The 9,454-nt window shown below is 39.0% G+C and carries 6 protein-coding genes; 4 read left to right on the forward strand and 2 right to left on the reverse strand.

Annotation, left to right across the window (positions count from 1 at the left end; all coding sequences use genetic code 11):
• Position 1 precedes the first annotated feature (1 nt).
• Genes JCM16496_RS19710 through JCM16496_RS19725 form a run of 4 tightly spaced genes read left to right on the forward strand, consistent with a single transcriptional unit; the run spans position 2 to position 6,933 of the window.
• Positions 2-3,103: a SusC/RagA family TonB-linked outer membrane protein gene (locus tag JCM16496_RS19710; RefSeq protein ID WP_244440508.1), complete on the forward strand. Its 3,102-nt coding sequence runs from the start codon at positions 2-4 to the stop codon at positions 3,101-3,103.
• A 22-nt stretch (positions 3,104-3,125) separates the two neighbouring features.
• Positions 3,126-4,718 carry a RagB/SusD family nutrient uptake outer membrane protein gene (locus JCM16496_RS19715; protein ID WP_025836274.1) on the forward strand — a complete coding sequence of 531 codons (1,593 nt, stop codon included), beginning with the start codon at positions 3,126-3,128 and terminating at the stop codon, positions 4,716-4,718.
• Positions 4,719-4,738: 20 nt separating this feature from the next.
• Positions 4,739-5,647: a zinc-binding metallopeptidase gene (locus JCM16496_RS19720; RefSeq protein ID WP_025836275.1), complete on the forward strand. Its 909-nt coding sequence runs from the start codon at positions 4,739-4,741 to the stop codon at positions 5,645-5,647.
• An 11-nt stretch (positions 5,648-5,658) separates the two neighbouring features.
• Positions 5,659-6,933: a DUF4302 domain-containing protein gene (locus JCM16496_RS19725; protein ID WP_159102480.1), complete on the forward strand. Its 1,275-nt coding sequence runs from the start codon at positions 5,659-5,661 to the stop codon at positions 6,931-6,933.
• A gap of 385 nt (positions 6,934-7,318) precedes the next feature.
• On the opposite strand, the gene JCM16496_RS19730 is transcribed toward JCM16496_RS19725, so the two are convergent.
• A complete protein-coding gene (locus tag JCM16496_RS19730) occupies positions 7,319-8,575 on the reverse strand; it encodes an ATP-binding protein (RefSeq protein WP_025836277.1) in 1,257 nt (418 codons plus the stop codon).
• 219 nt (positions 8,576-8,794) lie between these two features.
• Entirely contained in the window at positions 8,795-8,938 is a 144-nt protein-coding gene (locus tag JCM16496_RS25120) for a DUF3791 domain-containing protein (RefSeq protein ID WP_128809751.1), read from the reverse strand.
• Positions 8,939-9,454: the final 516 nt, after the last annotated feature.

A 9,454-nucleotide genomic window follows, 5' to 3' on the forward strand; every position in this document is an offset into this window, starting at 1 on the left:
GATTTCCTATATCGGTATGCAGACGCAAGAAGTGGCAATCAAACCTGCGGTTAAGGTCACTTTAAAAGTTGATAGTGAAATACTTGACGAGGTGGTCATCACTGGTATGCAGAAAATGGACAAGAGATTATTTACCGGAGCTGCGACTAAATTAGCTGCCGACAACGTGAAGTTGGATGGCATAGCTGAAATTAGTCGTGCGTTGGAAGGCCGTGCAGCAGGTGTATCTGTACAGAATGTGTCAGGTACCTTCGGTACAGCGCCTAAGATTCGTGTACGTGGTGCCACTTCTATATATGGCAGTTCCAAACCGTTGTGGGTTGTGGATGGAGTTATTATGGAAGATGTTACGGAAGTGGATGCCGATGCTCTTTCTTCGGGTGATGCTGAAACTTTAATTTCTTCTGCCATAGCCGGATTGAATTCAGATGACATCGAGAGCTTTCAAATTTTGAAAGACGGTTCTGCCACTTCTATTTATGGTGCACGTGCTATGGCGGGAGTGATTGTTGTTACTACCAAAAAGGGTAAAGCCGGTAGTAATAAGATTAGTTATACGGGGGAATTCTCTCTCCGTGTGAAACCCAGTTATCGCGATTACAATATTATGAATTCTCAGGAACAGATGAGCATTTATCGCGAAATGGAAAGAGGTGGATACTTGAACTTGGCTGAAACGTATCGTGCATCGGATAGTGGTGTGTACGGTAAAATGTACCATTTGCTCAACACCTACGATCCTGCAACAGGGAAATATGCATTAGCGAACACGATCTCCGCACGTAACACCTATCTGCAAGCTGCTGAATACAGAAACACCGACTGGTTTGATGTGCTGTTTAACAATTCCGTTTCCCAAAACCATGCTATAAGTATGTCATCCGGTACAGACAAGGCCTCTTATTATACTTCATTAAGTGTTATGAACGACCCGGGATGGTACAAGCAAAGTAAAGTGAGCCGCTATACAGCGAATATCAATGCTTTGTATAATATATCCAAGCAACTGTCATTGAATTTGATCGGTAACGGTTCATATCGTAAGCAGAAAGCTCCGGGAACTTTAAGCCAAAGCTTGGATGTGGTTTCCGGTGAAGTGAGACGTGATTTTGACATTAATCCTTATTCATACGCTTTGAACACGTCGCGTGCGTTGGATGCAAATGAATATTATGTCCGTAATTATGCCCCGTTCAATATTTTGAACGAATTGGAAAACAATAATATGAGTTTGGATGTAGTGGACTTGAAATTTCAGGGTGAATTGAAGTGGAAACCTTTCAGCAAGTTGGAACTTGCTGCATTAGGTGCTTATAAATATTCAACGACTACACAGAGCCATGAAATCAAGGATTACTCCAACCAAGCCTGGGCATTCCGTGCTATGGATGATGCGACTATGCGTGATGCCAACCCGTGGCTCTATACAAATCCGGATAACGTGAATTCCTTGCCTGTAAGTGTATTACCAGTGGGTGGTTTCTACCGCGAAACAAAATATGCCATGAACAGTTATGACTTCCGTGCTACAGCCAGCTACAACGATGTGTTCAATAATGACCATATTTTCAATTTTTTTGGGGGTATGGAAATCAATGCGGTAGATCGTAAGAAGACTTGGTTCAATGGTGTAGGTATGCAATATGAAATGGGGATGCTTCCTGCTTATGATTATCTGTACTTCAAACAAGGCAATGAGGAAAATTCTCAATATTATACAGTAGATGAAACCCGTTCTCGTTCTGCGTCATTCTTTGCTACTGCTACTTATTCTTATCAAGGTAAGTATACTATCAATGGAACAGTAAGATATGAGGGTAGCAATAAGTTAGGAAAAAGCCGTTCTGCGCGTTGGCTTCCTACATGGAATGTATCTGCGGCATGGAACATGCACGAAGAAAAATTCTTTGAAAATCTTAACCCTACATTGTCAAACTTCACCTTGAAAGCGTCTTATTCGTTGACAGCCGACCGTGGACCTGCCAGTGTAACTAATTCGAGAGTTGTGATTCAGAGCTATAATCCATGGCGTCCATTCACCAGTGTTAATGAGTCGGGATTGGAGATATATGATCTTGAAAACAGTGAACTTACTTATGAGAAAAAACATGAATTGAATATTGGTGCTGAAATAGGGTTTCTGAATAATCGCATAAACCTCTCTGCCGATTGGTACAAACGTGATAACTACGATTTGATAGGTGTTATCAATACCATGGGAGTAGGAGGACAGATTATGAAATATGCTAATGTGGCAAGCATGAAATCACATGGTGTGGAATTGACTCTCTCTACTCGCAATATTGTGACGAAAGACTTTAAATGGAATACAGATTTCATCTTTTCGAAGACCAAGAATGAAGTGACCGATCTTGAATCTACCGCGCGCGTCATAGATATGATTACCGGTACCGGTTTCACTATGGCGGGGTATCCTGTACGTTCGCTTTTCTCTATGGATTTTCAGGGATTGAATGAAGAAGGTCTGCCTACTTTCATTAACGAAGCAGGAAAACTGACTGTAAGCGATATTAATTTTCAGGAACGTGACAACAAAGACCATCTGGTTTATGAAGGGCCTACAGACCCGACTATTACCGGTAGCTTCGGCAACATGTTTACTTATAAGAATTTCAGACTGAATGTGTTTATGACTTACTCCTTTGGTAATGTTATCCGTCTGGATCCTGTATTCAGCAACCGTTATTCCGATCTTGATGCAATGCCCAAGGAATTTAAAAATCGCTGGACTGTTGCCGGCGATGAGAATACTACGAATATTCCGGTTATTGCCGATAAACGTATGAATAACAATGACAGTTATCTGCGTTATGCTTACAATGCTTACAATTATTCAACGGCCCGTGTTGCGAAAGGGGATTTTATCCGTATGAAGGAAATTTCATTATCATACGATTTTCCGAAGAGTTGGCTGAAACCGCTGAAGATAAACGATCTATCTTTGAAATTGCAGGCTACCAACCTTTTCCTGATTTATGCTGATGATAAGTTAAACGGTCAGGATCCGGAATTTTATAACACCGGTGGTGTGGCTGCTCCTGTCCCCAGACAATTTACACTTACTGTAAGATTAGGTATTTAAAATATAATAACAGATGAAGAATATGAAAAAGAACAGTTTACTATATATATTGGCTGGCTCTATTGTGACATTGGCTTCGTGTGCCGATTTTCTGGACACAATGCCTGACAATCGCGCTGAAGTGAACACTGAAAGTAAAATAACCAATTTGCTGGTATCTGCTTATCCAAGCAAGACGGATGTGGCGTTGACAGAAATGGCATCGGATAATGCAGTGGATAACGGTTCCAGATACTCAATAGAAGACAAAGCACAGGAAGAGGCTTACTTATGGAAAGATATTACGAGTACCGGAAATGACTCTCCCAAGAGCTATTGGGATGCGTGTTACAACGCTATAGCCTCTGCCAACCAAGCTTTGAAGGCAATCGAAGAAATGGGGAATCCGGCTAATTTGCAGGCACAACGCGGTGAAGCTCTGATGTGTCGCGCTTACGGGCATTTTGCGTTGGCCAATTTCTTCTGCTTGCCCTATAACCCTGAAACGGCTGAACATGATTTGGGAATACCTTATTCTGATAAACCGGAAACAGAAGTAGCTCCCTCCTATCAGCGAGGTAATATGAAAGACCTTTATGCTAAAATAAATGAAGATATAGAAGAAGCACTTCCATTAGTGAACGACGCAATTTATAAAGTTCCCAAATATCATTTTAATAAAAAAGCGGCTTATGCATTTGCTGCACGTTTCAATCTGTACTACAAGAAGTTGGATAATGTGATAAAATATGCCAATGTAGTATTGGGCGCAGTTCCGCAAAAAATGTTGAAAAACTGGTATAGCATTGTGATAGAAAGTGGTACGCCTAACTGGAACAATCGCGTAGATGCTTATATCAATGCCAGTGACCCTGCCAATTTATTACTTCTTCCAGTGAGTTCTTCCTGGGGATATTGGGGAGGTCCTTATGACATAGGAACACGATATGGTCATTCTAAAGATTTGTGTATGGTGGAAACAGGGCGTGCAATAGGTATGTGGGGAAACCATCAACAGTTGCTGCCTTTCAAAAACGTATGGGGTATGGATCAAAAATTTGCAGTCGGCAAGATAGGAGGCTATTTCTTCTATACTGACAAAGTGAATGGAATTGGCTATCGAAAGAATGTAATTTTGACATTCAGCGCAGATGAAACCTTACTTTGCCGTGCCGAAGCTTATGCGTTAAAAGGAATGCTTAATGAGGCTACGGTGGACATCAATTCATGGCTTTCCACACATACTCGTATGTTTGCCGATCCTAATAAGCCGACTCCCGGTGATGTACCTCTTCAAGTAACCACGGAAGAAATAGTGAATTTCTATAAAGCTATCAAATGTATGCCACTTGACAACAGCGAACGTACCATCAAGAAGGAAATAAATCCTATCGGTTTCACATTAGCTGAGGGTGACCAAAAAGAAATAATACAATGTATCCTGCATTTGCGCCGCATTGAAACCATACATGAAGGGTTGCGTTGGCAGGACATCAAGCGCTATCGCATCGAAATATCACATAACCGCGAAGGACTGACCAATGATGTACTAGCCGCTGACGATCCACGTCGTGCTTTCCAACTTCCTGCCGATGTGATCAGTGCCGGGCTTAAAGCAAATCCACGTAATAAATGATTTTTATAAACGAAACGAATATGAAAAAAATAAAATGGATATTTATGATGCTCACAGCTCTTGTGTTGGGAGCATGCAGTGAAGATGACCTGAATTCAAACAGCATCTTCGATACGGAAGATACCGGAGTTCAAAATGAGTTTGATTCATGGTTGCTCACGAACTATGCGGGACCTTTCAATATCAATTTCAAGTATCATCTGGAAGATAAAGAAACGGATATGGGATACAATCTTGTCCCTGCCGATTACAATAAGTCGGTGGCTCTGGCCAAGATGGTGAAGTTTTTGTGGCTTGATGCTTACGAGGAACTAGCTGGTCCGCATTTCATCCGTACTTATTGCCCTAAGATAATACAATTGATAGGCTCACCTGCTTATAACAGTAAAGGAGAAATAGTATTGGGCACAGCGGAAGGTGGTCTTAAAATTACGCTTTACAATGTAAATGCCATTGATTTGGATAATATAAATATTGATGACTTGAACTACTGGTACTTCAAGACTATGCACCATGAATTTGCACACATTCTGCATCAGACTAAAGAATATTCTACAGATTTCGGTATTATATCTGCCAGTAACTATCAGGCCGGAAGCTGGGTGAATGTAGAAGAAGTGGTACACCCACAGTTAGGAAAGATTTCTCCTGCCGCACTCAATATGGGATTCATTTCCTCTTATGGTAGTTCAGAACCACAAGAAGATTTTGTAGAGTTCATATCTATTTATGTTACCCATACTGCTGAATATTGGGATGCACTGGTTAGTTTGGCAAACGACTATGGACGTGGAATCATAGACCAAAAGCTGGCTATTGTGAAAGATTATATGAAGACTACATGGGAGATTGACTTGGATGAGCTTCGTACTGTAGTACAACGTCGCTCTCAAGAAGTCTTGAACATGGATTTATCAACACTTAATTAATGGATACAATTATGAAGAAAATATACTATCTATTTTGTTTGGTTGCGGTCATGGTGGTGTCTGCATGTACTCACGAAGAGGAAGATTTGTTTGACTCTTCATCTGCCGACCGTGCCGATGCGACAATCAAAGTTTATACGGATATATTGACCGGAGCTGAAAACGGATGGCTGATGGAGTATTATCCTGAGATGCAACAAAAATATGGCGGTTACAATACATTGGTGAAATTTGAGAAAAATGGTAAGGTTAGTGTATCGAGTGATGTTTATGCAGCAACCGATGTGGCTACCAGTCTCTATTCAGTGAAGCAGAGTGCAGGTGTAATGCTTTCTTTTGATACTTACAATGAAATTTTTCATTTTTATTCTGACCCTGACGATCCGTCGGGATTAGGAGGTCCCGGGTATGGAATGGAAGGTGACTATGACTTCTTGATACTGGAGGCTACTCAGGAAAAAGTGGTATTAAAAGGAAAGAAGAGTGGTAATGTGGCTGTGATGACTCCGGTTGGTGGTAACTGGGAAGATTATATTTCAGAAATCCAAACGCTGGAAACTGCTATGTTCAGTAATAAGTTTACGATGACGGTAGGCGGCAAGGAAATACTTGTACGCAAATCGCAACGAACTTTGTCATTGAGCTATGAGATGGATGGTGAAACGGTATCACAAAGGGTATCTTATATTGTGACGCCCATTGGTATGAAATTCTATGCTCCCATAACAGTAAATGGTACTGAATTCGCTGATTTGATTTATGACGAATCGACTGATGCTTTCGCCTCTTCTACCTCTGGTGTTACTATGGTTAAAATACCACCTACGGTAAATGAATTGTTTGTAGAAGGTGATTGGTTTATCGCCTACAGCCAGTTAGGTGAATATGCCAAGCCCTATTTTGACAAGGTAAAAACAATGGAAGAGAACTTGGGCGAGGTATTGCAATATGCTTTTATGGGTACTATGCTTTCCGAAGAAGGCAAATTTGGCTTTAACTTTATCAGTAGTGGATATGGTGGTGTATTGCATTTTAATTACCAGTTGATTGGCGACAACCAAATTGCGTTGCAGTTTGCCATGACGGGTGAAAGCAATGGAGTGTGGTATCATAATGAAGGTATGTCTAATGCTTTGGTACCATTTGGCTACAACAGTGCTCGCTTGTTTACACTCACTACGGACAATATAAAAAATCCAAGCTATATTACGCTAACCGAAGAAGGAAATCCTACAAACCGCATGACATTATTTGCTGCACAAATACAACTCCCGCTTGAGAACTAAGATAATAGTTGTCTAAATGCTAACCGTTATGGATAGAGCATATTTACTATAAGAGGAGATTCTCAAGAAAAATTCTATTTCTTAATAGAGTGTTTTTATAAATAAAGTGTTTGAAAGCCGTTCATTGTGAAATGAATGGCTTTTTGTTCTTTAATCAATCATATTTTGAAAACTCTTCCTTTTATAGGATTTAATGAATATCCCTAGGTCAGAGAGAAAAAATAGATAATAAAAATGGCATATGAGATGATATTAGCAAGTCATCTTCATATGCCATCTTACTGTTTAAAGACATTTACTGAATGTCCCTATTTACCGACCTCTCATACCACTGTGCATACCGTTTGTTACTCAAACGGGTCGACAAGAAATTTTAAACAGGCTCTTAATCTTTATTGAGATTCAACCATTTCCATGCTGGTAGGATGCGTATTAACTTATCTTCATACTGTATTTCTTCTTCACGACTGTTTGTGATTATTATTCCCTCTGATAGTTGGTAGGTGTCCATGGCATCTTGAATACCACGGATTTCCCTTTCACGTGTATCAAGGTTGTCCAATAAATAGCAAACTTGGATTGCTTGCGTGACACGGAAACCGTCACGAACCACAAAATCGCATTCTGCACTCCCTGAATTGTGATAAAAAATCTCCCCACCCCGGCGGCGTAATTCTATGTACACCATATTCTCCAATAATCGCCCTTCTTCACCTGAGAAATGAAACCCCAAGCGAGATACCAAAGCATTGTCTATTGCATAAACCTTTTTAGGGTTACGAAGTTGGGCTTTGACAGAATAATCAAGCTTTGATAGAGAAAAGAGTAAATAAGTATTTTCTATGTATTCCAAATAGTTCTTTACAGTTGTGGGGTTTTTAACTCCTATCACTTTAGCCAATGAAGTGTAAGTAAGGGGTTTCCCTATGTTGCTGACTGCATAATAAACCAATTCTTTCACTTCACGCTCATTTACAATCTGGTTACGAACCATGACATCCTTATACAAAATATTGTCATACAATGTTTTCAGAACAATGCCATCTTCTGACTTTAAGTAAAGAGGGAAGCCACCTTGCCTTAAATAATCATTAAAAGCCGACTGCACTTCTCCACGTGCTATTGTACCTGAAACTTCTCCCAACAGATGTTGTTTCTCGTAGAAACATAAAAACTCAGGAAATGAAAAAGGATAGAGTTCTATCGCAATATAGCATCCGGTCAAGTAGGTTCCTAATTCTTTACTCAACATTCGGGCGTTAGACCCGGTTATGAAGATTTTTTTCCCGGAATTATATAATCGTTTCACAAAATGTTCCCATCCTGTAATATTCTGTATTTCGTCAAAATAGAAATAATCCTGCTCTCCGTAAAGCTCTACAAAAACTTCATATAATTGCTGGAAATTTTCTACTGTGAAATTCCCCAAACGGTCGTCATCGAAATTAAAGAAATAATCTTTTTGGGGAAGTCTGTCGCGTATTTGTTGAAGCAATACAGACTTACCGCAGCGACGAACTCCTGAAATGATAATAACTTCCTCATTATCCAAGTATTTTTCCGGAAAGCTACGAATAATGTTTTTCTTGCTTGAAAAGAAAGACTTTTGATCGATTATGATGTCTTTTAAAAGTTGTTTCATAGACTTATTAGTATTTTGCACAGCAAATATAGGGATTCTCTATTTGGAATAGAAATAATCCGCAATTTATTTCTATTCCAAATAGAAATAAATCACATGGCATCTCTATTTGGAATAGATACAGATTGCACGGATAAAATCTTCTTCCAAAATCCTTATCAGGTTTTGATAAGGTCAAGTCTATTACAGGAATAGCGAAATTGGATCCGTGATATAATTTCATTTTATCATTCCTCCCCTATTCATGCAAACTTGTGACACATCAGAAAGGATTTCATCAAAAGATAATGTATGCTCTACATCATAATCCTTCTCCAAAAAAGATTGTCTGCCAATTTCTGTTTTCACATGCTGACATTCCACATATTACAATCAAATAGAAATGAATAGCGAAAAACCATTTGCCTTAAAGAGTTGAAAATATCCACATAAAGCCTTGACCTAATTTTTTTATGTTAATTCAAAACTTAACGAACGATTGTAAAATCCTTCAATTATAATTGAACTTTCCCGTATGCATATATATTCATCGATTATAAATAACATATGTAAACCAAATATTTCTCAACAAAAAATACCTTGGAACTTTCATGGATAAAATCTATCGTTCAAGATAAATTCCTCTATATAATCTATCGTTATTCTTGAATAAAAAACACTTATTGGGTTGATTAGTACATCACCTATTAAAAAAGTAGTATGAAACATTACAATAACTCGCTCATTATCAATCACTAATCATCCAAAATGGTGTAAAATGGGTACTTCAAGATGCTTACACCCCTTTGCAATATACCTGTATACATAATATACAATAGAATAAGTTCTGTTCTATAATAGATATAAACAACTTATTATCAATGACATATATTTGTTGTA

This window comes from Bacteroides rodentium JCM 16496 (assembly GCF_000614125.1).
Classification (GTDB): Bacteria; Bacteroidota; Bacteroidia; order Bacteroidales; family Bacteroidaceae; genus Bacteroides; species Bacteroides rodentium.